The organism is Peribacillus sp. V2I11 (genome assembly GCF_030817135.1).
Taxonomy (GTDB): domain Bacteria; phylum Bacillota; class Bacilli; order Bacillales; family DSM-1321; genus Peribacillus; species Peribacillus simplex.
The window spans coordinates 2029859-2054467 of record NZ_JAUSYW010000001.1 but is presented as its reverse complement, the minus strand read 5'-3'; the positions used below and the strand labels follow the sequence as shown (position 1 = coordinate 2054467).

Here is a 24609-nt window from a genome sequence, read left to right as displayed (position 1 = left end):
CTTAAGGTTGTCTCATATACATTTAGTGCTATAGGGAGACAAGGCCCGGTAAAAGGTACATGGCAGAGTAGGTGCTCTCGAAAAGTTTTTAGCCGGATCGAGAATGGATCCGTGTCTAAAATACTGAGGAATCTAAGACATCAGTCGAGCCAATGTCCGGATCCTGCCTTTTCCTCTCCCTTTTACGTTCAAATGACAAAAAGGGGTTGAAAAGATGAAGAAGATGTTAATGCTTTTTGCAGGGATCATGCTCTTGCTTGCTCTTTCTGCTTGCGGCCAAAAATCACAGAGTGACGTAGTGAGTGAATTGAATGAGAAGCTTGGCGACATGAAAGGATATAAAGCTAACGCGAAGATGACATTAAAGATGGGTACGGAACCTCAAGTGTATAATGTGGAGATTTGGCATAAAGACCCTTCTTTTTACCGCGTAAATCTGAAAAATGAAGAGAAGGATCAAAGCCAGATGATATTGAAAAATGATGATGGTGTATACGTTTTGACACCAGCTTTGAATAAAAGTTTTAAATTTCAAAGCGAGTGGCCGGAGAACAGCAGTCAGGCCTATTTGTTCGAGTCGTTGGTGAAAGACATTACGGAGGATAAAAGTGCGACATATAAAGAAACGGATAAACATTATGTCTTTGAAACGAAAACGCGCTATCAAAACAATAAAATGTTGCCATATCAAGAGATTACTATAAACAAAAAGGATTTATCTCCAGTCAGTGTAAAAGTCATGGATCCCGATAAGACCGCATTGGTTCTTGTTGAATTCTCAAAAGTTAAATTCGATACGACTTTTGATAAAGATTCATTTGATATGAAGAAAAACATGACAAGTGCACAACTTGAAGCTCCCGTTATGGCAGAAGTCCAAAATGAGGGGTTTGCGGTTAAATACCCTGAAAATATTGGTGATATGAATTTAACGGAAGAAAAAGAAATTACGACGGAAAAGGGAGAGCGTGTCGTTTTGACCTATGAGGGTACAAAAAGTTTTACATTAGTTCAGGAAAAAGCTGAGGTAGTTCAAACTTCCGTTTCGACGAATGTGAATGGAGAACCGGTTGATTTGGGTTATACTGTCGGAGCCATGACAGGAAATACGATTGCATGGACTTTTGAAGGTGTCGATTATATGCTTGCATCAAAGGATTTGACACAGGAAGAGATGATAGAAGTCGCCCGTTCGGTTGGGGAAGATCCAGTCAAATAGGATTACATAACAAGCTGATGTTTCCCGTCTCCTTACGAAGGTTTCTTCTAGGTAGGATAGGCGGGGAAGCGGCTTGTTGACATTTTTAATCCTTCCATCTGATTTAGGTTGGAAGCTGGGAAATTAGAATCAAGGTGAAAAAGCACTTTATCTTTTTAGCGGTTGGTTATAGAATGGTCCTATAATGAAACGAAAACTTCGCTACTGGGAAGAATCTTATTGTGAGTGTAGGAAAGAAGGAAATGGTCTTGGAAACGGAAATATTTCATCGAGATACGTGGGCAGAAGTAAATTTGGATAATATTTTTGAAAATATCTCTTCAATGAAAAAAAGACTGAGAAATGGCATTAGTCTTTTCGCTGTCGTTAAAGCGAATGCTTATGGCCACGGCGACTATGAAGTGGCTAATACGGCGCTTGAAGCGGGGGCGGATTTTTTAAGTGTCGCTTTTTTGGATGAGGCTCTCGCCTTACGGAAAAAGGGAATATTGGCTCCGATTCTTGTACTTGGGGCATCGAGGCCTGAGAGTGCAGCACTTGCTGCCGAGTATGGGATTTCCGTGACGGTTTTCGATGTATCATGGTTGGAGAAGGCAAAGGATTTGTTGAAACCGGGACAAGTTTTGCAAATCCATGTAAAAGTGGATAGCGGCATGGGGAGAATCGGCATTCGTGATAAAGTCCAACTCATGAAAGTGGAAAGTTTGCTTGAGAGGGAAGCCTGTTTCAATTTCCAGGGGATATTCACTCATTTCGCGACGGCGGATGAACTGAAGACCGACTTTTATGAAACGCAGCTTGCTTTCTTTAAAGGGATGCTTTCCGAATTGACTAGAAAGCCGGAATATATTCATGCAGCCAATAGTGCAGCTTCTTTAAGGTTCACCGATCCTGAATGGAATGCAATAAGGTTGGGGATTTCCATGTATGGTTTGAGTCCTTCCATGGAGATGAAGCCGATATTGCCATATCCATTAAAACAGGCCATATCATTGAGAACGAAGATGGTCGCGGTTAAACAGCTTGCTAAGGGTGAAAGCGTAAGTTATGGAGCGACTTATACGGCTGAAGGTGATGAATGGATTGGTACTTTGCCAATCGGTTATGCTGACGGCTGGATCCGTAAGCTGCAAGGTCAGGAAGTTCTTGTGGATGGAAAAAGAGTACCCATAGTCGGAAGGATTTGCATGGATCAATGCATGATCAAGCTGCCTGGACCATACCCTGTAGGAACAGAGGTCACACTCATGGGGAATGATGGGGATGAATCGATTACTGTCGATGAGATAGCGGCAAAACTGGAAACGATCAACTATGAGGTAACATGTATGATAGGAGCAAGAGTGCCCCGTATATATATAAAAGACAATCAGATGAATCATGTACGCAACTTCATTTTGGAATGACCGGATTGTAAAAAAATCCTAAGATTGTGAATAAGATTTCCTTTATTATGCTGATAATAGGATTGAGAATAGAATATACTCTTTGCAGATAGGCATTTTAATGGTAATATTGAAAAGGATATATAATAAAGGTGTGTAGTGATGGTGGAGGTGTATGTTTGTGTCTGAATCCAGCGCAACAAGAGAGATATTAATTCGATTACCTCAAAATTTTTTAACAGAGTTAGATGGGTATGCGAGTGAGGAAAATGTAAATCGCAGTGAATTTATTTATCGTGCCACAAAAATGTATCTTCGCGAACGTAAAAAGAAAGAGTTTCGTGAATCGATGAAACGCGGTTATATTGAAATGGCGGCCATTAATTTAACGATTGCTTCTGAGGCCTTCCAGGCTGAATTCGAGGCTGGTCATTGCGTTGAACGATTAGTTAGCGGAGGCTGAGCCATTGATTGTTGTTAAGCGTGGTGACGTATACTTCGCAGACCTTTCCCCGGTAGTTGGTTCAGAGCAGGGTGGGACCCGTCCGGTACTAATTTTACAAAACGATATTGGTAATCGCTTTAGTCCGACTGTGATCGTGGCAGCCATTACAGCTCAAATTCAAAAAGCGAAATTGCCTACACATGTTGAGATTAATGCAAAAAAGTACGGTTTCGAGCGGGATTCCGTCATTTTATTAGAACAGATCCGGACAATTGATAAGCAGCGTTTAACTGATAAAATTACGCATCTTGACGAACCTATGATGCAAAAAGTCAATGAAGCTTTGCAAATCAGTTTAGGCCTCATTGAGTTTTAAAGAAAATTTTTCCCGTTAAACCGGGCGTTATTATAATACAAATCATTCTTGATGTTATTTAGATGGCACGATTCCTGCAACTGTGGGAATCGTGTTTTTTTTGTGAAATAACATAAGCATGTATCCAAAAAGTATACAGCAGGAAATATGAAAAATTTGACGAATAAAAACAGTATACAGTTAGATATCGGATAGAACGTTATTTTTTTATAGTATCTCCATAACTTTTCTTTAATTGATGTTTTTCTAACCTGAAATTCGGGTATGTAGTTATGTTGTAAATACTTAAAAAAAGCAAAAGTCCCAGTGGGCAGTGGGGATACTCAAAGAAAATCCAAATGGAAATAACATCATTACAGTTAGTTAACATCCTTGTGACGAGGACAGGGAAACATGGCAATTGTGTTAGAATGGGAGGATATTATGAATCAATTGGTTTACGATTTTATTAAGCAAAATCAGGATTACATCCTTACTGAATGGATGGGCATCATGAGAGAAAGTACGGACGAAAGATTAATTAAAGTCGTCTCAGATCGAATGTTCACGCAAACGAGCAGTGAATTTATAGATATGATCATCACGAATGTTGATAGTAAAAACAAGGAATTCACATTGAAGCTTTCAGATTTTGCCGAGAAAGTCGTCCAATTGGGGTGGCCTCTTACTTTCGTCAATGAAGGACTTCATAAATTCACGTTAATTGTCATTAATGGAATGGTGGAAAAGGGTCTGGTGACTCCCGATAATCAAGTCAATCTTGTTAACCATCTGGATAAATGGGCCACACCGATAAATAATGAAATAGTCAATATATATACCCAAACTTGGGAAAGAACTGTTTCCATGCAAAAAATGGCGTTGCAAGAACTTTCGGCACCGCTCATTCCTGTATTGGAAGGCATTACGGTTATGCCGCTGATTGGTACGATTGATACAGAACGTGCCAAACAGATAATGGAGAACCTGCTGACTGGCGTGGTTAAGCATAGATCTGAAGTTGTTCTTATTGATATAACGGGCGTGCCGGTCGTGGATACCATGGTTGCTCATCATATCATTCAGGCGGCGGAAGCAGTCCGATTGGTGGGCGCCAAATGTATACTCTGCGGCATTCGCCCTGAAATAGCCCAAACAATCGTTAATCTTGGAATTAATTTAAATGAAGTGATTACAAAAAATACATTGAAAAAAGGGATAGAAGTTGCGTTGGAATTAACGAGCCGTAAGATCGTAAAGGTGGAGGGATAAGGTATGAGGATTCCGATATTAAAGCTTTATGACTGCTTGTTAGTCTCTATACAGTGGGAATTGGATGATGTGACAGCCCTTCAATTTCAAGAGGATTTACTGCATAAGATTCATGAAACAAGCGCGAATGGCGTTGTTATAGATATTACCTCAATAGATTTTATTGATTCTTTTATCGCAAAGGTATTAGGCGATGTCTTTAGCATGTCTAAGCTTATGGGGGCCAAGGTTGTAATTACGGGGATCCAGCCTGCTGTTGCAATAACATTAATTGAACTGGGAATCAGTCTCGATGATGTTCTGACAGCATTAGACTTAGAGAAAGGCCTGGAGAAATTACAACAGGAATTGGGGGATTAAAGAATGGAGTTCCAATCCTGCGTGAAAATCATAAATGAATGGGACATCGTAGCTGCAAGGCAGCTCGGAAGAAATGTCGCTAAGGAGTTGGGATTCGGTACTGTAGACCAGGCCAGGATCACAACGGCTATTAGCGAATTGGCCCGAAACATATACCTATATGCTGGACAAGGCAGTGTTAGCATAGAAAAGCTAAATATAAATGGGAAGTCAGGATTGAAAATCATTGCAGAGGACCAAGGGCCGGGAATTGAGGATATCCGCAGAGTCATGGAAGATGGATATACCACCTCAGGGGGACTGGGAGCAGGCCTTCCTGGAGCCAAACGTTTAATGGATGACTTTGATATTGAATCAATACCAGGTGAAGGGACTAAGATTATCGCTACGAAATGGCTCCGTTAGGGGGGGACTATGGATATTAGGGAGAACATGGAGAAAAAGTATCATGAGGCGCTTTCTACTTATCTTAAAGACCAAAATGAGCAGGCACTCTACCAAGGGCAAAAGATTAGCCGCCTACATATCAAATACAATATATCTCCAGAAGAAATCATCAGTATGCATAAAAATAACTTATTGGAACTTTACCCGGAATTACCGGGAAAAGTATTGGATTCTTTCGATTTTCTGCTAGAAGTCATGATGGGCTACGGCATTGCATACCGTGAACATCAAAGCCTTAGACATCAACAGCAGGAACTGAAAACGGAAATCGAGATCGCGGCAAACGTACAACATACACTTTTGGAAACGGAAATTCCTGATATCAAAGCTCTTGAAATTGGGGCAATCAGTGTTCCTGCGAGACAGATGAACGGGGATTACTATCACTTCGTCCAAGACGAAAATGACCGTATAGGGGTAGGGATAGCCGATGTCATAGGAAAAGGGATTCCTGCTGCATTGTGCATGTCGATGATCAAATATGCGATGGACAGTCTACCGGAGCATCGTCATGAACCGAAGAGTGTGCTTGAGAGTTTGAACCGTGTTGTGGAGCATAATGTGGATCCAAGCATGTTCATAACCATGTTCTATGGTTTGTATGATCCGCATGACAGGCAATTTTCCTATGCTTCAGCCGGGCATGAACCTGGTTTTTACTATGACGCCGCAACAGGTACTTTTAGCGATTTGGATGCAAAGGGCTTGTTGCTTGGAGTTGATAAAAAAACAAGGTATCGCCAATATGAAAAAACGGTGAATCGCGGAGACATGATCATTTTATTATCTGACGGAGTTACGGAGTGCCGGACGAATGATGGGTTCATAGAAAGGGAAACACTTATTGGTTTCATAAAAAAGAATATGCATTTGCAAGCCCAGGAAATGGTGAATAATATATATAAACAATTGGAGAAAATGCAGAACTTCCAACTGAGGGATGATTTTACACTAATAATTTTAAAATCAAATGTTTAGTATTTTTTCTGCTGGGTATAGATATTAGGAATGAAGAGGATTTGAAGAGGTGGGTCAAGGATGAATATAACAGTGGATGTTAATGAATTAAATACTGAATTTATTGTAAAACTAAAAGGTGAAATCGATGCCTATACTGCACCGAAATTAAGAGAATCACTATTTCCAATTTCAGAGCAGGACAATGTTTCGATTACCATTGATTTAACTGAAGTTTCTTATATGGATAGTACGGGACTTGGGGTATTTGTCGGTGCTTTTAAAAGCGTAAGGGCACATAATGGCGAATTCACTTTAGTTGGCTTATCAGAAAGGTTACGACGTTTATTTGATATTACAGGTCTTGCAGATATTATTGATATAAAAAGTGGTACAGAGGGTGGGTTAGAATGAGTCAAGTATATGATTACATCGAAATGAAAATACCTGCAAAACCAGAATTCATCGGTGTCATTCGTTTAACGCTTTCTGGGATAGGAAGCCGGATGGGCTTTGCATATGATGAAATTGAGGATTTGAAAATCGCTACCAGTGAGGCTTGTACAAATGCGGTACAGCATGCATATAAGGATTCTGAAAAAGGTGAAGTGAAAGTAAGTTTCGGCCTTTATCCTGACCGTTTGGAGGTCATGGTTTCTGATAGCGGTAAGAGCTGTAATTTCGAAGAGGTACGTCAAGGACTCGGTCCATACGAAAATGGACAAAAAGTCGAACTCTTGAGAGAAGGAGGCTTGGGTCTTTACCTCATTGAAACTCTGATGGATGATGTGAAAATTCACCAGCATGACGGGGTTACAGTATTTATGACTAAGTTTTTAGAAGGAGAGCAGGTGGAGATGGATGCAAAAACAGTCTCAACCTAATCAGGCACAAAGAGAACAGGTAAATGAATGGATTAGAGCTTACCAGCAGAATCAGGATGATGAAGCACAGAGTAATCTAGTCATCCATTATAAAAGTTTAGTTGAAACAATCTCCCGTAAATATGCAAAAGGGAAATCATTTCAGGAGGATATCTCCCAGGTCGGCATGATTGGTTTGTTAGGTGCCATTCGGCGATATGATGAATCTTTCGGTAAGAGCTTTGAGGCATTTGCCGTCCCTACTATAATCGGCGAAATCAAAAGGTTTCTGCGTGACAAAACATGGAGTGTCCATGTGCCAAGGAGAATTAAGGAACTTGGTCCGAAAATCAGGGTGACTGTCGAGGAATTAACTACAACCCTGCATCGTTCCCCAAGAATAGATGAAATAGCCGATAGTATAGGCGTGACTGAAGAAGAAGTTTTAGAAGCGATGGAAATGGGAAAAAGCTATCAAGCTTTATCTGTGGATCATTCTATTGAGGCGGATTCTGATGGCGGTACTGTCACATTGCTTGATATATTTGGAAATGTCGATGAAGGTTTTGAAAGGGTCAATCAGCGTCTTGTGCTTGAAAAGGTGCTGCATGTGCTTAGTGACCGTGAAAAGATGATCATACAGCATACTTATTTAGAGAATTTAAGTCAGAAAGAAGCGGGCGATAAACTTGGAATTTCCCAAATGCATGTGTCGAGGCTCCAACGCCGCGCGATCAAGAAACTTCAAGAAGCCATTAATGCTGAAAACTCGGAGTTAATTCAGTGATCAAAGATATTCTGAGGGGAGAAAAAATAGAAGTCCTTGTCTCTCAATCGTCTAAAAACGGGATGGTTTATTGTGGTGATGATTACTTTTTTCTTCATACGAAAGAATACTTTGTGTGTGTACTGGCAGATGGTCTAGGCAGCGGAAAAAATGCTTACGATTCCTCCCATGCTGTCATCGAGGAAGTTAAACGTAATCATGAGTTGGATGTAGAATCACTAATGGCAGTGTGTAATCAAGTTTTAATCGATAAGCGGGGGGCAGCCGTTTCCATTTTAAAGATATTTTATGACAAGAATGAATTTGTATACAGTTCAGTGGGTAACATCCGCTTTTTCCTGTATAATCCAAGCGACGATAAACTAGTTTACCCTTTACCTGTTACAGGTTATTTATCCGGCAGGAAACAAAAATACAGGACGCAGAGATACAAATATGAACCAAATGCAAAATTCATTCTTCATTCCGATGGTTTAGAACTTAAGGGAGCTAAATCTTTTTTGAAAAGGCTGGCCCCTATCGATAAGAACGCCCAATGCATATTAAAAAGCAGTCCATTAACTGCAGATGATACAACTTTCATTTTAGGAAGCTTACTTTCGCCTTAATTCGGAAGTGAGCTTTTTTGTATTGAATTCGCAACTTCATCACTCATTTGCTAGACTATACATATTAGATTAAAAGGTTGGAGGTAAACACAATGATGGTTGTAGAAGATACATTAAAAGAATTGATTGAAAAAATATCCAATGAGCTAACTTTGAAAAATCATCAAGTTCAAAACGTCATACAGATGCTGCAAGAGGGTAATACTGTCCCTTTTATTGCGCGGTATAGAAAAGAAATGACGGGTTCACTTGATGAAGTGCAGATTCGTTCCATTATGGAAAGATGGAACTATCTAGAAAACCTTGGCCAGAGGAAAGCAGAAGTTACGCGTTCGATTGGTGAACAGGGGAAATTGACGGAAGAATTAACAAGACAAATCGAGAAGGCAACAAAACTGCAGGAAGTCGAGGATTTGTACAGGCCATTCAAACAAAAAAGGAGAACGAAAGCGACAGTTGCTAAAGAAAAGGGTCTTGAACCATTGGCTAACTGGCTTCTGGAATGTCAATTGCATGGTCGAGTTAGAGAAAAAGCCGCAGAATTCATATCGGCAGAAAAAGAAGTTTCTTCTATTGAAGAGGCTATTACGGGAGCACAGGATATCATAGCTGAACATATTTCCGATGATGCAGAATTAAGGAAGTGGATAAGGGCTGAAATTTTCAAAGCTGGAAAAGTGATTTCAACTGTGAAAAATGAAGAGAAGGACGAGAAAAAAATCTTCGAGATGTACTATGAATATGAGGAGCCGGTTCAAAGAATCGTACCGCATCGGGTGTTGGCGCTAAATAGAGGTGAAAAGGAGGAGGTTTTACGAATCTCCATTCAGCCTCGAACTGAAATCATCATTGGTCATCTGGAACAGAAAATCATTAAAAATAACAAATCTGAAGCCCAGGTTGTTCTTAAATCTGCGATTGAGGATGGGCTCAAGCGTTTGATCATGCCTTCTGTAGAACGGGAAATCAGAAAAGAGCTGACGGAAAAGGCTGAGGATCAAGCTATCCATATTTTCTCTGAAAACCTCCGGAACCTGCTCTTGCAGCCCCCGCTTAAAGGGAAAGTGGTCCTAGCGTTAGATCCGGCATATCGGACTGGCTGTAAGTTGGCTGTCATTGATGAAACCGGAAAGGTGCTCGATATCAGTGTAATCTATCCGCACCCTCCAGTTGCGAAGCTTAATGCTGCCCGTGAAAAAACGATCGAAATACTTCAGCGGTTCTCGGTTGAGATCGTGGCAATCGGCAATGGTACCGCATCACGTGAATCAGAGCAATTCATCGCAGATATTTTAAAAGAAGTGAAAGGGAATATTTCATATATAATTGTTAATGAAGCGGGAGCCAGTGTGTATTCAGCCTCGGATATTGCCCGTGAAGAGTTTCCGGATCTTCAAGTAGAACAGAGAAGCGCCGTTTCGATAGGCAGAAGGCTTCAAGATCCCCTTGCTGAACTTGTTAAAATTGATCCCCAATCCGTGGGGGTAGGTCAGTACCAACATGATGTGTCGCAGAAAAAGTTAACGGAATCCCTCACGTTTGTAGTAGAAACGGCTGTTAACCAGGTGGGAGTGAATGTCAATACAGCTTCATCATCTCTATTACAATATGTAGCTGGTTTATCAAAATCGGTTGCTCAAAATATTGTAAAGAAAAGGGAAGTCGAAGGGAAGTTTTCAAGCAGGAAGGAATTAAAGAAGATTCCCCGGCTTGGTGCCAAAACATATGAACAATGTATAGGGTTCTTACGTATCATTAATGGAGATGAACCTTTAGATCAAACTGCGATACATCCTGAGAACTACAGTGCCGTGAATAAATTATTAAAGAAAATGGGATTCGCATCTGAGGATTTAGGCAGTGATTCACTGAATGAAGAGTTGGGTAAACTAAAACCGGCTGATTTGGTCAATGAATTGGAAATTGGGGAAATTACGATTAAAGATATCATAGATGATTTGATGAAACCGGGAAGAGATCCTCGGGATGAATTATCAAAACCGCTGCTTAAGCAGGATGTACTAAAAATGGAGGATCTGCAAACTGGGATGGAATTACAAGGCACAGTGAGGAATGTTGTGGATTTCGGTGCGTTTGTGGACATCGGTGTTAAACAGGATGGACTGGTGCATATTTCTAAACTGAGCAACCGGTTTGTAAAGCACCCATTGGATGTAGTTGCCGTTGGGGATGTTGTTACGGTTTGGGTCGAACTGGTTGACTCCCAAAAGCAAAGGGTATCTTTAACGATGCTTGAGCCAAAGGATCAAAACTAGCCTTAGGAAAGCTCCTTCTATATTAGAAGGGGTTTTTTTGAAGTGATGTATTTATTAACAAAGTTGAATCTATAACCTGAGACTTTCTTTCTTTTGATAAAAAAACCAACATTGATTCAACATCTTCACTTGATAATAATCCTTTTCATAAAAGGCTTTGCGGATTTGATTCTGGAACCAATTAGGCATAGCTTTTCCTCCCTTAGTTTCCTATTGTATTATTAGTCTATGTTATAATGGGTTGTCATGTTACCAAGGAAAGGGAGGGGGAAATGGATAATCGGCAATTGCAAAAACTAGTAGAAGAAATTTCGTTGAAAGACTTTAAAAAGGCCTTTAGACACCAAGCCAGTTTTAATCCGCGTCTCCGAACAACAGGAGGACGGTACTTGCTCCGTTCACACAATATAGAAATCAATAAGAAGTATCTTGATGAACGCGGTGTGGATGAAATCATTGGAATCATTAAGCATGAATTGTGCCATTATCATCTGCACATTGAGAGGAAAGGGTACCAACATCGTGATGCGGACTTTAAACATTTACTCAAGAAAGTGGGGGCACCGAGATTTTGCCAGGCGCTGCCATCTAACCAATTAAAGAAAAAGATGAATACTATTCAATATAGATGTGAAGACTGTCAGCACGTATATATAAGAAAAAAGCGAATCGACACTACCCGTTTCGTTTGTGGTAAATGTCGTGGAACATTGATTTATCAAGGGTTTAAGGAGCAAAAAACAAAAATATAAAAAAACATAAAAGAACCCTTGACTTTAAGTTGTAACCTCTTTATAATCATAAGAGTCGACAAGATAACAACTTGTTCTTAACGACAAACACTAAGGTCCTTGAGCGTAAAAAAGGAACCCAATTTTCATTATTCCGCAGTAGCTCAGTGGTAGAGCATTCGGCTGTTAACCGAACGGTCGTAGGTTCGAGTCCTACCTGCGGAGCCATTTTTTGGGGAAGTACTCAAGAGGCTGAAGAGGCGCCCCTGCTAAGGGTGTAGGTCGCGTAAGCGGCGCGAGGGTTCAAATCCCTCCTTCTCCGCCAGTTACATTTTTTATATCAAGGCCCATTGGTCAAGCGGTTAAGACACCGCCCTTTCACGGCGGTAACACGGGTTCGAATCCCGTATGGGTCACTTTTTTACACATAATGCTGGTCCCGTGGTGTAGCGGTTAACATGCCTGCCTGTCACGCAGGAGATCGCGGGTTCGATTCCCGTCGGGACCGCCATTTTTTTTAAAAAACACTTGCTAAAATAACATTATTGTGATAAAATATTATCCTGGTTGTTGATTAGTATTTGATTATTGGGCTATAGCCAAGCGGTAAGGCAACGGATTTTGATTCCGTCATGCGAAGGTTCGATCCCTTCTAGCCCAGCCATTATATTTAGAGCCATTAGCTCAGTTGGTAGAGCATCTGACTTTTAATCAGAGGGTCGAAGGTTCGAATCCTTCATGGCTCACCATTTATTTTCGCGGGTGTGGCGGAATTGGCAGACGCACCAGACTTAGGATCTGGCGCCGCAAGGCGTGGGGGTTCAAGTCCCTTCACCCGCACTGATATTTTTCTTCTTGACATCAAGTAGAAAAGGTGTTAAACTTACAAAGTCGATTTCGCGGTCGTGGCGGAATGGCAGACGCGCTAGGTTGAGGGCCTAGTGGGGGAAACCCCGTGGAGGTTCGACTCCTCTCGGCCGCACCAATAACATCATAGAAATTAGCGCCCGTAGCTCAATTGGATAGAGCATCTGACTACGAATCAGAAGGTTGTAGGTTCGACTCCCGCCGGGCGCACCATATTTTACGGGAAGTAGCTCAGCTTGGTAGAGCACTTGGTTTGGGACCAAGGGGTCGCAGGTTCGAATCCTGTCTTCCCGACCATTCTTTCTGAAAATATTTCAAAATTAAATGCGGGTGTAGTTTAGTGGTAAAACCTCAGCCTTCCAAGCTGATGATGAGAGTTCGATTCTCTTCACCCGCTCCATTATTGCTCTTTGAAAACTGAACAAAACAAAGCGCCAACGTTAAATTTTAAGTGAGCACACACTATCAAAAAAGCAAATGAGCAAGTCAAACATTTCTTCGGAGAGTTTGATCCTGGCTCAGGACGAACGCTGGCGGCGTGCCTAATACATGCAAGTCGAGCGAATCGATGGGAGCTTGCTCCCTGAGATTAGCGGCGGACGGGTGAGTAACACGTGGGCAACCTGCCTATAAGACTGGGATAACTTCGGGAAACCGGAGCTAATACCGGATACGTTCTTTTCTCGCATGAGAGAAGATGGAAAGACGGTTTACGCTGTCACTTATAGATGGGCCCGCGGCGCATTAGCTAGTTGGTGAGGTAATGGCTCACCAAGGCGACGATGCGTAGCCGACCTGAGAGGGTGATCGGCCACACTGGGACTGAGACACGGCCCAGACTCCTACGGGAGGCAGCAGTAGGGAATCTTCCGCAATGGACGAAAGTCTGACGGAGCAACGCCGCGTGAACGAAGAAGGCCTTCGGGTCGTAAAGTTCTGTTGTTAGGGAAGAACAAGTACCAGAGTAACTGCTGGTACCTTGACGGTACCTAACCAGAAAGCCACGGCTAACTACGTGCCAGCAGCCGCGGTAATACGTAGGTGGCAAGCGTTGTCCGGAATTATTGGGCGTAAAGCGCGCGCAGGTGGTTCCTTAAGTCTGATGTGAAAGCCCACGGCTCAACCGTGGAGGGTCATTGGAAACTGGGGAACTTGAGTGCAGAAGAGGAAAGTGGAATTCCAAGTGTAGCGGTGAAATGCGTAGAGATTTGGAGGAACACCAGTGGCGAAGGCGACTTTCTGGTCTGTAACTGACACTGAGGCGCGAAAGCGTGGGGAGCAAACAGGATTAGATACCCTGGTAGTCCACGCCGTAAACGATGAGTGCTAAGTGTTAGAGGGTTTCCGCCCTTTAGTGCTGCAGCTAACGCATTAAGCACTCCGCCTGGGGAGTACGGCCGCAAGGCTGAAACTCAAAGGAATTGACGGGGGCCCGCACAAGCGGTGGAGCATGTGGTTTAATTCGAAGCAACGCGAAGAACCTTACCAGGTCTTGACATCCTCTGACAACCCTAGAGATAGGGCTTTCCCCTTCGGGGGACAGAGTGACAGGTGGTGCATGGTTGTCGTCAGCTCGTGTCGTGAGATGTTGGGTTAAGTCCCGCAACGAGCGCAACCCTTGATCTTAGTTGCCAGCATTCAGTTGGGCACTCTAAGGTGACTGCCGGTGACAAACCGGAGGAAGGTGGGGATGACGTCAAATCATCATGCCCCTTATGACCTGGGCTACACACGTGCTACAATGGATGGTACAAAGGGCTGCAAACCTGCGAAGGTAAGCGAATCCCATAAAGCCATTCTCAGTTCGGATTGTAGGCTGCAACTCGCCTACATGAAGCCGGAATCGCTAGTAATCGCGGATCAGCATGCCGCGGTGAATACGTTCCCGGGCCTTGTACACACCGCCCGTCACACCACGAGAGTTTGTAACACCCGAAGTCGGTGAGGTAACCTTCATGGAGCCAGCCGCCTAAGGTGGGACAGATGATTGGGGTGAAGTCGTAACAAGGTAGCCGTATCGGAAGGTGCGGCTGGATCACCTCCTTTCTAAGGATAATTACGAGAGCGCTTTTGTTTTGTTCAGTTTTGAATGAGTGATTCATTCAAATAGGAAAGACAAACATCACGATGTGATGGATTCTTTCTGCTTTGTTCCTTGAAAACTAGATAATAGATAGAAGGCAATTAATTTTTTTCAAAGCATCTGTAAGATCTTTTTTAACGGTTAAGTTAGAAAGGGCGCACGGTGGATGCCTTGGCACTAGGAGCCGATGAAGGACGGGACTAACACCGATATGCTTCGGGGAGCTGTAAGTAAGCTTTGATCCGGAGATTTCCGAATGGGGAAACCCACTGTTCGTAATGGAACAGTATCTTTACCTGAATACATAGGGTACTGAAGGCAGACCCGGGGAACTGAAACATCTAAGTACCCGGAGGAAGAGAAAGCAAATGCGATTTCCTGAGTAGCGGCGAGCGAAACGGAATTAGCCCAAACCAAGAGGCTTGCCTCTTGGGGTTGTAGGACACTCAACATGGAGTTACAAAGGAACGGGGTAAATGAAGCGATCTGGAAAGGTCCGTCGAAGAAGGTAAAAACCCTGTAGTTGAAACTTCGTTCCCTCCTGAGTGGATCCTGAGTACGGCGGGACACGAGAAATCCCGTCGGAAGCAGGGAGGACCATCTCCCAAGGCTAAATACTCCCTAGTGACCGATAGTGAACCAGTACCGTGAGGGAAAGGTGAAAAGCACCCCGGAAGGGGAGTGAAATAGATCCTGAAACCGTGTGCCTACAAGTAGTCAAAGCCCGTTAATGGGTAATGGCGTGCCTTTTGTAGAATGAACCGGCGAGTTACGATTTCATGCGAGGTTAAGTTGATGAGACGGAGCCGCAGCGAAAGCGAGTCTGAATAGGGCGAATGAGTATGAGGTCGTAGACCCGAAACCAGGTGATCTACCCATGTCCAGGGTGAAGTTCAGGTAACACTGAATGGAGGCCCGAACCCACGCACGTTGAAAAGTGCGGGGATGAGGTGTGGGTAGCGGAGAAATTCCAATCGAACCTGGAGATAGCTGGTTCTCTCCGAAATAGCTTTAGGGCTAGCCTCAAGATGAGAGTATTGGAGGTAGAGCACTGATTGGACTAGGGGCCCCCAACGGGTTACCGAATTCAGTCAAACTCCGAATGCCAAATACTTATTCTTGGGAGTCAGACTGCGAGTGATAAGATCCGTAGTCGAAAGGGAAACAGCCCAGACCACCAGCTAAGGTCCCAAAGTATACGTTAAGTGGAAAAGGATGTGGAGTTGCTTAGACAACCAGGATGTTGGCTTAGAAGCAGCCACCATTTAAAGAGTGCGTAATAGCTCACTGGTCGAGTGACTCCGCGCCGAAAATGTACCGGGGCTAAACGTATCACCGAAGCTGTGGATTGACACCATTAGGTGTCGATGGTAGGAGAGCGTTCTAAGGGCGTTGAAGTCAGACCGGAAGGACTGGTGGAGCGCTTAGAAGTGAGAATGCCGGTATGAGTAGCGAAAGAAGGGTGAGAATCCCTTCCACCGAATGCCTAAGGTTTCCTGAGGAAGGCTCGTCCGCTCAGGGTTAGTCGGGACCTAAGCCGAGGCCGAAAGGCGTAGGCGATGGACAACAGGTTGATATTCCTGTACCACCTATACATCGTTTGAACGATGGGGGGACGCAGAAGGATAGGGTAAGCGCGCTGTTGGATATGCGCGTCCAAGCAGTTAGGCCGGAAACGAGGCAAATCCCGTTTCCATTAAGGCGGAGCTGTGATGGCGAGGGAAATATAGTACCGAAGTTCCTGATTCCACGCTGCCAAGAAAAGCCTCTAGTGAGATGTAAGGTGCCCGTACCGCAAACCGACACAGGTAGGCGAGGAGAGAATCCTAAGGTGTGCGAGAGAACTCTCGTTAAGGAACTCGGCAAAATGACCCCGTAACTTCGGGAGAAGGGGTGCTTTTTAGGGTGAATAGCCCAGAAAAGCCGCAGTGAATAGGCCCAGGCGACTGTTTAGCAAAAACACAGGTCTCTGCGAAGCCGCAAGGCGAAGTATAGGGGCTGACACCTGCCCGGTGCTGGAAGGTTAAGGGGAGAGGTTAGCGCAAGCGAAGCTTTGAACCGAAGCCCCAGTAAACGGCGGCCGTAACTATAACGGTCCTAAGGTAGCGAAATTCCTTGTCGGGTAAGTTCCGACCCGCACGAAAGGTGTAACGATCTGGGCACTGTCTCAACGAGAGACTCGGTGAAATTATAGTACCTGTGAAGATGCAGGTTACCCGCGACAGGACGGAAAGACCCCGTGGAGCTTTACTGCAGCCTGATATTGAATTTTGGTACAGCTTGTACAGGATAGGTAGGAGCCTGAGAAGCCGGAGCGCTAGCTTCGGTGGAGGCGTTGGTGGGATACTACCCTGGCTGTATTGAAATTCTAACCCGCGCCCCTTATCGGGGTGGGAGACAGTGTCAGGTGGGCAGTTTGACTGGGGCGGTCGCCTCCTAAAGAGTAACGGAGGCGCCCAAAGGTTCCCTCAGAATGGTTGGAAATCATTCGTAGAGTGTAAAGGCACAAGGGAGCTTGACTGCGAGACCTACAAGTCGAGCAGGGACGAAAGTCGGGCTTAGTGATCCGGTGGTTCCGCATGGAAGGGCCATCGCTCAACGGATAAAAGCTACCCCGGGGATAACAGGCTTATCTCCCCCAAGAGTCCACATCGACGGGGAGGTTTGGCACCTCGATGTCGGCTCATCGCATCCTGGGGCTGTAGTCGGTCCCAAGGGTTGGGCTGTTCGCCCATTAAAGCGGTACGCGAGCTGGGTTCAGAACGTCGTGAGACAGTTCGGTCCCTATCCGTCGCGGGCGCAGGAAATTTGAGAGGAGCTGTCCTTAGTACGAGAGGACCGGGATGGACGCACCGCTGGTGTACCAGTTGTCTTGCCAAAGGCATAGCTGGGTAGCTACGTGCGGACGGGATAAGTGCTGAAAGCATCTAAGCATGAAGCCCCCCTCAAGATGAGATTTCCCATGGCGCAAGCTAGTAAGATCCCTGAAAGATGATCAGGTTGATAGGTCAGAGGTGGAAGCGTGGCGACATGTGGAGCTGACTGATACTAATAGATCGAGGACTTAACCAACGCTTTAAAAAAATGAAATACCTTCTTATATTATCTAGTTTTGAAGGAATGAAAATTTCTTCTTGCATTCTGATCTCATACATGATATGATAATGGATGTACTGAAAAAAAGATAAAATGTTTGGTGGCGATAGCGAAGAGGTCACACCCGTTCCCATTCCGAACACGGCAGTTAAGCTCTTCAGCGCCGATGGTAGTTGGGGGTTTCCCCCTGTGAGAGTAGGACGCCGCCAAGCTATAATCTTTGTATTCTTTTTGAATAAATGGGAATACTTTAATTATAAAAGCAGCATTTATACCGTCGCGGGGTGGAGCAGTCCGGTAGCTCGTCGGGCTCATAACCCGAAGGTCGCAGGTTCAAATCCTGTCCCCGCAATCATGAAAAAAACGAAACTTAGGTTTCGTTTTTTTGTTTTATCTGAAATTCGAATAATTATGTCCCTAACTTATTTGTTTCTTCTTTTGAAACAAGGTAAACTACATATAGAATGGTTTTTGTTCCATAATATTGCGTTTATGGTTCTCGACTGAACTATAGGACGTTTTCCTAATAATGATAAAGGTGATTGATATATGCAACATGTTGAATTGATTTCGCAGAATGAGGAAGAAACAGCGCAATTTGCGCATAAATTGGCACAAAAGCTTTCCAGTGGAGATGTGTTGGCTTTAGAAGGTGACTTGGGTGCAGGGAAGACGGCATTCACAAAAGGGCTGGCTAAAGGATTAGGTATTACCAGAATGGTGAATAGCCCTACCTTTACGATAATAAAGGAATACATGGGTCGCTTGCCTTTATATCATATGGATGTCTATCGGGTAAGTGAATCGGAAGAAGATTTAGGCTTTGATGAATATTTTGATGGTGATGGTGTGACTGTCGTTGAATGGGCCCATTTAATAAAGGATCACCTTCCAGAGGAAATCTTGACCATTTATATCTATCGTCTGGGCGATACAAGCAGGCGTATTGTTTTGGAAGCCAAAGGCGAAAGATATGTAAAGTTATGTAAGGAGATTATTTGATGAAGGTTTTAGCAATAGATACATCGAATTTCACATTAGGGATTGCACTGGTTAACGGGAGTCAAGTAATTGGTGAGTATACGACGAACCTAAAGAAAAATCATTCGGTGCGGGTAATGCCAGCAATTGAAACACTGCTGAGGGATTGTGATACTAAACCGAAGGAATTGACTAAGATAGTGGTCGCTCAAGGTCCAGGTTCCTATACAGGGGTCAGGATTGGAGTGACGATTGCGAAAAGCTTGGCCTGGACGCTTCAGATTCCGTTATCAGGTGTTTCCAGCTTAGAGGTTTTAGCAGCTAATGGACGTTATTTTAACGGGTTGATATCTCCCTTGTTCGATGCAAGAAGAGGGCAGATTTATACTGGATTATATGAAATGGAAAAAGATTCTTTAAAGACAGTCATTGAAGATTGTAATATTCTATCCTCTGAGTGGGCGAATCAATTGAAGGAATTAAATCGTCCTGTTTTATTTGTTGGTCAAGATGTGGACATCCATCGGGATGCAATTACGGATGCATTAGGCGAATTAGCGATATTTGCTCCAGTACAGTCATATAATTCAAGGCCAAGCGAACTGGCCTTCATTGGTCTTGATAAGACTGAAGTGGATGTTCACCAGTTTGTACCGAATTATATCCGCATGGCTGAAGCAGAAGCTAAGTGGCTTGAACAGCAGGGGAAATAAACAAGGAAAGCGACCGATTATTATGAGTAAAACATTGACGTTCCGAAAGATGAATACGGAAGATATCGACCAAGTGCTTAACGTGGAAAAGCAGTCCTTTACTTTGCCTTGGAGCCGGGAAGCTTTTTTTAATGAATTGAATCATAATCAATATGCTGTATACATGGTGATAGAGGATGAAGGGGAAATTGCCGGTTATTGCGGTGCGTGGATCGTCATTGATGAATCGCACATTACCAATATAGCGATATTACCAGAATACCGGGGGCAAAAGCTTGGAGAAGCTTTGCTCAGGAAGATGATTGAAATCTCCATTTCGATGGGAGTGGTGAGGATGACGCTTGAGGTCCGTGTCAGTAATACAGTAGCCATTTCGCTTTATGAAAAACTAGGTTTCCAAAAGGGTGGAATCCGAAAAAATTATTATACAGACAATCAAGAAGATGCTTATGTTATGTGGGTGAATTTTTCATGAAAAAAGATCAATTTATATTAGGAATTGAAACGAGCTGCGATGAAACTGCGGCAGCTGTCATAAAAAATGGAACGGAGATACTGAGTAATGTCGTGGCTTCACAAATCGAAAGTCATAAACGTTTTGGCGGTGTCGTCCCCGAAATAGCTTCCCGTCATCATGTAGAACAAATTACGATTGTTCTTGAAGAAGCACTGCTTCAGGCAGGTGTTACATATGAAGATTTGGATGCCATTGCCGTTACAGAAGGTCCCGGACTTGTAGGGGCACTATTAATAGGTGTGAATGCGGCGAAGGCTGTAGCTTTCGCACATGGAATACCGATTGTCGGTACGCATCATATCGCGGGTCATATCTATGCAAATCGACTTATTCAGGAGATCCAATATCCTGCGCTTTCTTTGGTCGTTTCGGGGGGGCATACGGAATTGGTGCTTTTAGAGGAACCGGGTTCTTTCAAGGTGATAGGGGAGACGCGGGATGATGCAGCAGGAGAGGCGTATGATAAAGTGGCTCGAACCCTGGGGCTCCCTTATCCTGGTGGGCCTCATATCGATAGGCTTGCACAAGAAGGCTCACCATCTTTGAAACTGCCTCGGGCATGGTTGGATGGCAGCTATGACTTTTCTTTCAGCGGGTTGAAATCAGCTGTGATCAACACTTTGCATAATGCAGAACAGCGCGGGGAAAAAATCGAACCTAAAGATTTAGCGGCAAGTTTCCAAGCAAGCGTCATAGAAGTGCTTGTAATGAAAGCTGTAAAGGCTGCAAAGGAATTTAATGTAAAGCAGGTATTGCTTGCTGGAGGAGTTGCGGCAAATAAAGGCCTTAGGGAAGCATTAACGGAAGCTTTTAAGGATTTACCTATGGATATATCCATTCCGCCCCTCTATCTTTGTACGGACAATGCCGCCATGATCGGTGCTGCTGGCAGTGTCATGTTTGAAAAGGGAAAACGATCTGGTTTGGATTTGAACGGAAATCCTGGATTGGATATAGAAGCATTTTAATTGACGAGAAAACAGGATCCCTCACTTCGGGATCCTGTCTTTTTTATCCTGTTAATAAAAAAATAGAATATTCTGTGGATAAAGTTTTTTTGATATTCATACTGCATGTGCATAAAGGGGTGTTTTTGTGGATAAGTGGATATGTTTCTGTGGATAATGTGTATAACTCAAATTATTGGCTAATGAACGGTAAGCAGTTTGTTAACAAGTTTGTGGATAACTTTCAAGCAACATTTGATTGGAAAAGAAAAGACCGAGTCAATTGACTCAGTCTTTTGTCATTCTTCCAGTTCAGTCCATTCTTCGAGAAGCTGGTCCAAACTTTCCTGTGCTTTATCAAGTTTTGTTTGGACTTCCATTACTTTTTCATGGTCCTGAAAAACATTTGGATCACAAAGGAGGTCATTATATTCGTTTATTTCGGTTTCAAGAAGCTCCATGGCTGCCTCGATTTCCTCAATGCGCCGTTTTCGCTGGCGTTCAGCTTTTTTTGCTTCTTTATCAATTTTGTAATTTGTTTTTTCTACGGCTGCATCTAAAGCTTTAGCCTGATCCTGCTGTTCAAGTGCTTGGATTTCAGCTTGCTCCTGTTTCTTCTCTAAATAGTAATCATAATCACCGAGGAATTCTTCGTTGCCGTCTTTGGAGAGCTCTATCACTTTCGTTGCTATCCGATTTATGAAATAACGGTCATGTGAGACAAAAAGAATAGTTCCCGGATAATCGATCAATGCGTTTTCAAGCACCAATTTACTATCGAGGTCCAAATGGTTCGTTGGTTCATCAAGAATTAAAAAATTCCCTTTTTCCATCATCATTTTGGCTAGAGCAAGCCGTGCCTTTTCGCCCCCGCTAAGTGTGGAAACGGTTTTCAAAACATCGTCCCCGCTAAATAGGAAATTACCGAGTACGGTGCGAATGTCCTTTTCCGGTTTAAGGGGATAGTCGTCCCATAATTCATTGAGTACGCGTTTATTGGAAACAAGGTTAGCCTGTTCTTGATCGTAGTAGCTGACTTCTACGTTCGTTCCAAAACGGAAGTCCCCAGAAAGTGCAGGCAGCTTAGAAATGATCGTTTTCAGCAACGTTGATTTTCCAACTCCATTTGGGCCAACAAGAGCTATGCTCTCTCCTTTTGTCATCCGGGAATTTATATTCCTTGACACCGTTTCCCCTTCGTATCCGATAGCCAAGTCCTGGAGGTGAAGTACTTCATTTCCGCTTTGCCTTTCAATCTGGAAAGAAAAATTCGCGGATTTTTCATCACCTTGCGGCTTGTCCAATACATCCATCTTTTCGAGCTGTTTGCGTCTGCTTTGTGCTCTTTTCGTGGTGGAAGCCCTTGTGATATTACGTTGGACAAAGTCGCGAAGCTTTTCAATTTCCCCTTGTTGCTTCTCGAACAGTTTCATGTCCCGCTCATAATCTTCCGCTTTTACCTCTAGGTAAGAACTATAATTACCATGGTATTTTTTCATGTTATTCCGGGAAATCTCATATACCAGGTTAACTACTTTATCTAAAAAATAACGGTCATGGGAAACAATAAGGACAGCTCCCTGGTAGCTTTGTAAATATTGTTCAAGCCAAGAGAGGGTTTCGATATCCAAATGGTTCGTCGGCTCATCCAGAATCAATATATCCGGTTTCCTTAAAAGCAGTTTTCCTAATGCAAGCCTTGTTTTTTGCCCACCGCTTAAAGTGGAAATCGGGGTAGAATAGTCAAAGTCAGCAAACTGAAGTCCATGCAATACGGAACGGATATCCGCTTCATATTGATAACCGCCCTTCTCTTTGAATGCCACCATCAAAGTGTCATATTCATTCAGCACTTTTCGGTAAATAGTTTCGTTTTCAAAGATGTCAGGTCTGGCCATATCAACCTCAAGGCGACGCAGTTCCTTTTCTTGCTCTATAAGGTCCCTGAATACAGTCAGCATTTCATCCCATATGGTCAGATCGGATTCCAATCCCGTATCCTGGGCCATATAGCCGATGGTGACGCCTTTTGGTTTGATTATTTCCCCGCCATCATGGGAAAGCTGCCCGGCTATGATTTTTAGCAGAGTGGATTTACCGGCGCCATTTCGGCCGACAAGTGCAATTCTATCTTTATTTTGAACTTCGAGCTTCATATTTGATAAAATAAGTTCAGCTCCATAATATTTCGATAATTGATTGATTTGTAACAAAATCATAGATTTCACCTCAATTGATTATTGTTAGTGTAACGTATTTTAGTTATTATCGGCAACAGCTTGGTTCCAAGCTAAAAGAAAAGCTGTTACATAAAGTGGAATAATAGTGTATTATTTAGGAGGGGTTACTTAAATGGGAGACTTAACGCATTTTAATGAACAGGGCAGGGCCAAAATGGTCGATGTGAGTGCTAAGCCTGAAACAACCCGGACGGCTGTAGCTCAATCGAGCATTTTATTGAATGATGAAATATATGAATTGGTCACGAACGAGAAAATGAAAAAAGGTGATGTACTGGCTGTTGCACAAGTTGCAGGAATAATGGCCAGCAAAAATACATCCAATATAATTCCGATGTGCCATCCCATTGCTCTGCAAGGGGTCAATATAGCCTTTGATTGGGAAAAAGAAGAACAGGGATATAGGCTTAGGATTGAAACGGAAGCTAAGACAAAAGGCAGTACAGGTGTTGAAATGGAAGCGTTAACAGCTGCATCCGTGACTGCCTTGACTGTTTATGACATGTGTAAGGCCCTTGATAAGGGAATGGTGATCGGGCCTACATTCTTAGTGGAGAAAACAGGCGGAGTTTCCAGTAACGATTATAAAAGACAAGTAAAACAAACAGATACAGATTAAGTTGAAAAGCATGTGTGAAGGCGGGGAAGAACAATGAACCATGACCCAAAGATACCGCAGGCGACAGCCAAAAGGTTGCCATTGTATTATCGATTTTTAAAGAACTTACATTCCTCAGGCAAACAAAGAGTTTCCTCGGCAGAGCTAAGCGAAGCTGTAAAAGTGGATTCTGCTACCATTCGCCGTGATTTTTCCTACTTTGGCGCGCTTGGGAAAAAAGGCTACGGCTACAATGTCAATTATTTATTATCCTTCTTTAGAAAAACACTAGATCAAGATGAATTGACCAAAGTCGCTTTAATCGGGGTAGGAAATTTAGGAACCGCTTTTTTAAATTACAATTTCATGAAAAATAATAATACAAAAATTGAAATGGCTTTCGAAGTTTCTGAAGAAAAGGTCGGCAAGCGTATAGCTGATGTGCCCATCTATCATATGGATCAAATCGATACATTATTGCAGGAAAATAATATTACTGCGGCTATATTGACAGTGCCTGCACAGGTAGCCCAGACGATAACAGATCGTCTAGTCAAAGCTGATATAAAAGGAATATTGAATTTTACACCTGCACGGCTGACGGTGCCTCCATCCATAAGGGTTCACCACATTGACCTGGCCGTGGAGCTTCAGTCGCTCATCTACTTCCTGAAACATTATCCTGTAGTGGAAGAAGCCGCATTGGAGGAATGAAAAAAACGCTGCATCATTGCAGCGTTTTTTTATTAAATCTTTTCTGTTTGTCTACAAAATGGGGGTGGAACGTTCGCATCCCAAACCATGATTTTAAAAGAAAACTAGATTATCCTTCATGTTTTTTACTTTTTTGGAGTGCAATTTA

General features: G+C 43.2%; 22 protein-coding genes, 12 tRNA genes and 3 rRNA genes. 35 read left to right on the top strand and 2 right to left on the bottom strand.

Annotation, left to right across the window (positions count from 1 at the left end; all coding sequences use genetic code 11):
* The first annotated feature begins 214 nt into the window (after positions 1 to 214).
* The 13 genes from QFZ73_RS09815 (at position 215) to QFZ73_RS09755 (ending at position 10974) form a co-directional block, all read left to right on the top strand.
* Positions 215 to 1219 carry a LolA family protein gene (locus QFZ73_RS09815; protein ID WP_251437401.1) on the top strand — a complete coding sequence of 335 codons (1005 nt, stop codon included), beginning with the start codon at positions 215 to 217 and terminating at the stop codon, positions 1217 to 1219.
* A gap of 242 nt (positions 1220 to 1461) precedes the next feature.
* On the top strand, positions 1462 to 2625 hold the full coding sequence (alr, locus tag QFZ73_RS09810) for an alanine racemase (protein ID WP_307272718.1): 1164 nt from the start codon (positions 1462 to 1464) through the stop codon (positions 2623 to 2625).
* 160 nt (positions 2626 to 2785) lie between these two features.
* Positions 2786 to 3067 carry a CopG family ribbon-helix-helix protein gene (locus QFZ73_RS09805; protein WP_034306380.1) on the top strand — a complete coding sequence of 94 codons (282 nt, stop codon included), beginning with the start codon at positions 2786 to 2788 and terminating at the stop codon, positions 3065 to 3067.
* A 7-nt stretch (positions 3068 to 3074) separates the two neighbouring features.
* Positions 3075 to 3425, top strand: coding sequence for a type II toxin-antitoxin system PemK/MazF family toxin (locus QFZ73_RS09800; RefSeq protein ID WP_034306610.1), 351 nt, complete (start codon positions 3075 to 3077; stop codon positions 3423 to 3425).
* 423 nt (positions 3426 to 3848) lie between these two features.
* Positions 3849 to 4676: an RsbT co-antagonist protein RsbRA gene (locus QFZ73_RS09795; protein WP_251437400.1), complete on the top strand. Its 828-nt coding sequence runs from the start codon at positions 3849 to 3851 to the stop codon at positions 4674 to 4676.
* Positions 4677 to 4679: 3 nt separating this feature from the next.
* Positions 4680 to 5036, top strand: coding sequence for an STAS domain-containing protein (locus tag QFZ73_RS09790; protein ID WP_048682053.1), 357 nt, complete (start codon positions 4680 to 4682; stop codon positions 5034 to 5036).
* A gap of 3 nt (positions 5037 to 5039) precedes the next feature.
* Positions 5040 to 5441: an anti-sigma regulatory factor gene (locus tag QFZ73_RS09785; RefSeq protein WP_048682056.1), complete on the top strand. Its 402-nt coding sequence runs from the start codon at positions 5040 to 5042 to the stop codon at positions 5439 to 5441.
* A gap of 9 nt (positions 5442 to 5450) precedes the next feature.
* Positions 5451 to 6461 (top strand): PP2C family protein-serine/threonine phosphatase, encoded by a 1011-nt coding sequence (locus tag QFZ73_RS09780; protein ID WP_307265729.1) that lies wholly within the window; start codon positions 5451 to 5453, stop codon positions 6459 to 6461.
* A 60-nt stretch (positions 6462 to 6521) separates the two neighbouring features.
* The gene (locus tag QFZ73_RS09775) at positions 6522 to 6854 is read left to right on the top strand and encodes an anti-sigma factor antagonist (RefSeq protein ID WP_063236355.1); all 333 of its coding nucleotides are present in this window, start codon (positions 6522 to 6524) and stop codon (positions 6852 to 6854) included.
* Positions 6851 to 7324: an anti-sigma B factor RsbW gene (gene rsbW / locus QFZ73_RS09770; RefSeq protein ID WP_034306366.1), complete on the top strand. Its 474-nt coding sequence runs from the start codon at positions 6851 to 6853 to the stop codon at positions 7322 to 7324. The genes QFZ73_RS09775 and rsbW overlap by 4 nt, the downstream gene beginning before the upstream one ends.
* On the top strand, positions 7302 to 8090 hold the full coding sequence (sigB, locus tag QFZ73_RS09765) for an RNA polymerase sigma factor SigB (RefSeq protein WP_251437396.1): 789 nt from the start codon (positions 7302 to 7304) through the stop codon (positions 8088 to 8090). Before rsbW ends, sigB begins: the two co-directional genes overlap by 23 nt.
* On the top strand, positions 8087 to 8698 hold the full coding sequence (locus QFZ73_RS09760; RefSeq protein WP_251437393.1) for a PP2C family serine/threonine-protein phosphatase: 612 nt from the start codon (positions 8087 to 8089) through the stop codon (positions 8696 to 8698). Before sigB ends, QFZ73_RS09760 begins: the two co-directional genes overlap by 4 nt.
* 92 nt (positions 8699 to 8790) lie before the next feature.
* On the top strand, positions 8791 to 10974 hold the full coding sequence (locus QFZ73_RS09755; protein WP_373458925.1) for a Tex family protein: 2184 nt from the start codon (positions 8791 to 8793) through the stop codon (positions 10972 to 10974).
* A 69-nt stretch (positions 10975 to 11043) separates the two neighbouring features.
* Here QFZ73_RS09755 and cmpA read toward each other — a convergent pair whose 3' ends face one another.
* The gene (cmpA, locus tag QFZ73_RS09750; protein WP_089364909.1) at positions 11044 to 11163 is read right to left on the bottom strand and encodes a cortex morphogenetic protein CmpA; all 120 of its coding nucleotides are present in this window, start codon (positions 11161 to 11163) and stop codon (positions 11044 to 11046) included.
* An 83-nt stretch (positions 11164 to 11246) separates the two neighbouring features.
* Here cmpA and QFZ73_RS09745 point away from each other — a divergent pair, with 83 nt between their 5' ends.
* The 20 genes from QFZ73_RS09745 (at position 11247) to tsaD (ending at position 20930) form a co-directional block, all read left to right on the top strand.
* Complete coding sequence (locus QFZ73_RS09745; protein WP_307265722.1) at positions 11247 to 11726, top strand: SprT family protein; 480 nt, start codon at positions 11247 to 11249, stop codon at positions 11724 to 11726.
* Between the two features lie 132 nt (positions 11727 to 11858).
* A tRNA-Asn gene (locus tag QFZ73_RS09740) sits at positions 11859 to 11933 on the top strand.
* A 6-nt stretch (positions 11934 to 11939) separates the two neighbouring features.
* A tRNA-Ser gene (locus tag QFZ73_RS09735) sits at positions 11940 to 12030 on the top strand.
* A gap of 19 nt (positions 12031 to 12049) precedes the next feature.
* Positions 12050 to 12121 (top strand) — tRNA-Glu (locus QFZ73_RS09730).
* Positions 12122 to 12140: 19 nt separating this feature from the next.
* Positions 12141 to 12216: transfer RNA gene (locus tag QFZ73_RS09725), tRNA-Asp, on the top strand.
* Positions 12217 to 12294: 78 nt separating this feature from the next.
* Positions 12295 to 12369, top strand: a tRNA-Gln gene (locus tag QFZ73_RS09720).
* 9 nt (positions 12370 to 12378) lie between these two features.
* A tRNA-Lys gene (locus tag QFZ73_RS09715) sits at positions 12379 to 12454 on the top strand.
* A gap of 9 nt (positions 12455 to 12463) precedes the next feature.
* A tRNA-Leu gene (locus QFZ73_RS09710) sits at positions 12464 to 12545 on the top strand.
* A gap of 59 nt (positions 12546 to 12604) precedes the next feature.
* Positions 12605 to 12690, top strand: a tRNA-Leu gene (locus QFZ73_RS09705).
* A gap of 18 nt (positions 12691 to 12708) precedes the next feature.
* Positions 12709 to 12785: transfer RNA gene (locus QFZ73_RS09700), tRNA-Arg, on the top strand.
* Between the two features lie 7 nt (positions 12786 to 12792).
* Positions 12793 to 12869 (top strand) — tRNA-Pro (locus QFZ73_RS09695).
* 29 nt (positions 12870 to 12898) lie between these two features.
* Positions 12899 to 12972 (top strand) — tRNA-Gly (locus QFZ73_RS09690).
* Positions 12973 to 13067: 95 nt separating this feature from the next.
* Positions 13068 to 14618: ribosomal RNA gene (locus QFZ73_RS09685) — 16S ribosomal RNA — on the top strand.
* A 176-nt stretch (positions 14619 to 14794) separates the two neighbouring features.
* A 23S ribosomal RNA gene (locus tag QFZ73_RS09680) occupies positions 14795 to 17727 on the top strand.
* A gap of 120 nt (positions 17728 to 17847) precedes the next feature.
* A 5S ribosomal RNA gene (gene rrf, locus QFZ73_RS09675) occupies positions 17848 to 17963 on the top strand.
* Together the 16S, 23S and 5S rRNA genes with 12 tRNA genes alongside form the textbook arrangement of a ribosomal RNA operon.
* Before the next feature lie 66 nt (positions 17964 to 18029).
* Positions 18030 to 18103, top strand: a tRNA-Met gene (locus QFZ73_RS09670).
* A 197-nt stretch (positions 18104 to 18300) separates the two neighbouring features.
* Positions 18301 to 18753, top strand: coding sequence for a tRNA (adenosine(37)-N6)-threonylcarbamoyltransferase complex ATPase subunit type 1 TsaE (tsaE, locus tag QFZ73_RS09665; protein ID WP_251437604.1), 453 nt, complete (start codon positions 18301 to 18303; stop codon positions 18751 to 18753).
* The gene (gene tsaB / locus QFZ73_RS09660; protein WP_251437602.1) at positions 18753 to 19445 is read left to right on the top strand and encodes a tRNA (adenosine(37)-N6)-threonylcarbamoyltransferase complex dimerization subunit type 1 TsaB; all 693 of its coding nucleotides are present in this window, start codon (positions 18753 to 18755) and stop codon (positions 19443 to 19445) included. The genes tsaE and tsaB overlap by 1 nt, the downstream gene beginning before the upstream one ends.
* Positions 19446 to 19467: 22 nt before the next feature.
* Positions 19468 to 19920, top strand: coding sequence for a ribosomal protein S18-alanine N-acetyltransferase (gene rimI, locus QFZ73_RS09655; protein ID WP_251437606.1), 453 nt, complete (start codon positions 19468 to 19470; stop codon positions 19918 to 19920).
* Entirely contained in the window at positions 19917 to 20930 is a 1014-nt protein-coding gene (tsaD, locus tag QFZ73_RS09650) for a tRNA (adenosine(37)-N6)-threonylcarbamoyltransferase complex transferase subunit TsaD (protein ID WP_307265717.1), read from the top strand. The genes rimI and tsaD overlap by 4 nt, the downstream gene beginning before the upstream one ends.
* 278 nt (positions 20931 to 21208) lie before the next feature.
* Here the strand turns inward: tsaD and abc-f are convergent, their stop codons facing one another.
* Positions 21209 to 23128 carry a ribosomal protection-like ABC-F family protein gene (abc-f, locus tag QFZ73_RS09645; RefSeq protein WP_307265715.1) on the bottom strand — a complete coding sequence of 640 codons (1920 nt, stop codon included), beginning with the start codon at positions 23126 to 23128 and terminating at the stop codon, positions 21209 to 21211.
* Between the two features lie 133 nt (positions 23129 to 23261).
* Here abc-f and moaC point away from each other — a divergent pair, with 133 nt between their 5' ends.
* Together moaC and QFZ73_RS09635 are read left to right on the top strand one after the other, a co-directional pair.
* Entirely contained in the window at positions 23262 to 23768 is a 507-nt protein-coding gene (gene moaC, locus QFZ73_RS09640) for a cyclic pyranopterin monophosphate synthase MoaC (RefSeq protein ID WP_251437596.1), read from the top strand.
* Between the two features lie 33 nt (positions 23769 to 23801).
* Positions 23802 to 24461: a redox-sensing transcriptional repressor Rex gene (locus tag QFZ73_RS09635; protein WP_034306345.1), complete on the top strand. Its 660-nt coding sequence runs from the start codon at positions 23802 to 23804 to the stop codon at positions 24459 to 24461.
* Positions 24462 to 24609: the final 148 nt, after the last annotated feature.

Coding starts and splice junctions, on each gene's coding strand:
- QFZ73_RS09795 (WP_251437400.1), top strand. CDS start 3,849: ATGAATCAATTGGTTTACGATTTTATTAAGCAAAATCAGGATTACATC.
- QFZ73_RS09635 (WP_034306345.1), top strand. CDS start 23,802: ATGAACCATGACCCAAAGATACCGCAGGCGACAGCCAAAAGGTTGCCA.
- QFZ73_RS09775 (WP_063236355.1), top strand. CDS start 6,522: ATGAATATAACAGTGGATGTTAATGAATTAAATACTGAATTTATTGTA.
- tsaB (WP_251437602.1), top strand. CDS start 18,753: ATGAAGGTTTTAGCAATAGATACATCGAATTTCACATTAGGGATTGCA.
- cmpA (WP_089364909.1), bottom strand. CDS start 11,163: ATGCCTAATTGGTTCCAGAATCAAATCCGCAAAGCCTTTTATGAAAAG.
- tsaE (WP_251437604.1), top strand. CDS start 18,301: ATGCAACATGTTGAATTGATTTCGCAGAATGAGGAAGAAACAGCGCAA.
- abc-f (WP_307265715.1), bottom strand. CDS start 23,128: ATGATTTTGTTACAAATCAATCAATTATCGAAATATTATGGAGCTGAA.
- moaC (WP_251437596.1), top strand. CDS start 23,262: ATGGGAGACTTAACGCATTTTAATGAACAGGGCAGGGCCAAAATGGTC.
- tsaD (WP_307265717.1), top strand. CDS start 19,917: ATGAAAAAAGATCAATTTATATTAGGAATTGAAACGAGCTGCGATGAA.
- rsbW (WP_034306366.1), top strand. CDS start 6,851: ATGAGTCAAGTATATGATTACATCGAAATGAAAATACCTGCAAAACCA.
- QFZ73_RS09745 (WP_307265722.1), top strand. CDS start 11,247: ATGGATAATCGGCAATTGCAAAAACTAGTAGAAGAAATTTCGTTGAAA.
- QFZ73_RS09780 (WP_307265729.1), top strand. CDS start 5,451: ATGGATATTAGGGAGAACATGGAGAAAAAGTATCATGAGGCGCTTTCT.
- QFZ73_RS09815 (WP_251437401.1), top strand. CDS start 215: ATGAAGAAGATGTTAATGCTTTTTGCAGGGATCATGCTCTTGCTTGCT.
- alr (WP_307272718.1), top strand. CDS start 1,462: ATGGTCTTGGAAACGGAAATATTTCATCGAGATACGTGGGCAGAAGTA.
- QFZ73_RS09785 (WP_048682056.1), top strand. CDS start 5,040: ATGGAGTTCCAATCCTGCGTGAAAATCATAAATGAATGGGACATCGTA.
- QFZ73_RS09790 (WP_048682053.1), top strand. CDS start 4,680: ATGAGGATTCCGATATTAAAGCTTTATGACTGCTTGTTAGTCTCTATA.
- QFZ73_RS09755 (WP_373458925.1), top strand. CDS start 8,791: ATGATGGTTGTAGAAGATACATTAAAAGAATTGATTGAAAAAATATCC.
- rimI (WP_251437606.1), top strand. CDS start 19,468: ATGAGTAAAACATTGACGTTCCGAAAGATGAATACGGAAGATATCGAC.
- sigB (WP_251437396.1), top strand. CDS start 7,302: ATGCAAAAACAGTCTCAACCTAATCAGGCACAAAGAGAACAGGTAAAT.